The 977-nt window shown below is 56.0% G+C and carries 1 protein-coding gene and 1 pseudogene; one reads left to right on the top strand and one right to left on the bottom strand.

Annotated features, from left to right (window positions below; genetic code table 11):
- Positions 1 to 500 (top strand): annotated as a pseudogene (locus tag EXE42_RS15920) (integrase); the annotation flags it as partial.
- A gap of 166 nt (positions 501 to 666) precedes the next feature.
- Here the strand turns inward: EXE42_RS15920 and EXE42_RS15915 are convergent.
- Positions 667 to 891 (bottom strand): hypothetical protein, encoded by a 225-nt coding sequence (locus EXE42_RS15915; RefSeq protein ID WP_137706949.1) that lies wholly within the window; start codon positions 889 to 891, stop codon positions 667 to 669.
- Between the last annotated feature and the right edge of the window lie 86 nt (positions 892 to 977).

Raw genomic sequence — 977 nt, 5'->3', positions numbered from 1 at the left:
CAGGGGTGGAAAAGCCCTCCAACCCCCACCAGTTTCGTCACTACTTCGTGACGATGGCAATCTCAAAACACGGGATGAGCATGGACACGGTCCGTCATCTTATCGGCCATCAGGCTGGCTCTCGGGAGCTGGAACGCACCTACCAGCACCTCGTGGACGAAGACTACATCGAGAACGCGGAACTGGACGTGGGGATCCGTGATGAACGCGAGGAGTCGCTGACGCCTGCGACGTGTCCGCAATGTGATGAACCGTTAGAACCGCACTACGATGTCTGCCCATCGTGTCGGATGGTCTTTAGCCCGAAGGCAGACACCGCTCGTGACGAGGCGGAGTCTCAAATTGCCGAGGGAGCACTTCACGCCACAGATGAACGCGCGCAGAAAGAGGTACAAGAACTGATGGACGTGTTAGACGATCCCGAAGTTATCGGTCAACTGGCGAGGGCGTTAGAGGAACTTGGAGGCGATTCGTTCGAAGACGCGTTATCATCAAGGTAGATCAACATCCTCGCAAGGGGTGCTGCGGGATTGTCTCGTTCGATGATTCCTTCTGCTGCCCGACGCTGCTCGTCCGTCAGTTCGTATCTCGGTTTGCGTGACGACTGCGAAGCAGTCGTCTCCGACGACTGTCTCTCCGAGACTGTCGATGGTGTTGGGTTGTTAGTCATTCCGTTAGATCCTCCATTTCAAATCCTTCGGGTCTGTCCTCAGATCCACCGCCATCTTCCTTAGTCGGGTGAACCATTGAACGTGGGACGCTCGCTCGCTGTTCACCGACACGAAGACCGTGAACGAACGCCGCAGCCATCTGTGCCTCACGTCCTGTGAGATTCTTCAGTCGGTACGTCCCCTCTACTTCCATCGTTTCTGTCGGAGTATCGTTACTCATCGTATTCCCCACGGAACTTGTTTTTCAGATGGTTCGCGAAGCCCTCTCGCTGACGGAGCGAACTGGGCTGACGCTGTTCGTCACGG

Origin of the sequence: Halorubrum sp. SP3, assembly GCF_005435195.1 — an archaeon.
Taxonomy (GTDB): domain Archaea; phylum Halobacteriota; class Halobacteria; order Halobacteriales; family Haloferacaceae; genus Halorubrum; species Halorubrum sodomense.
This window is presented reverse-complemented; position numbering and strand designations above follow the sequence as displayed.

Bases quoted from the DNA above. Each gene is read 5' to 3' on its own strand.
- EXE42_RS15915 (WP_137706949.1), bottom strand. From the start codon at position 891: ATGAGTAACGATACTCCGACAGAAACGATGGAAGTAGAGGGGACGTAC.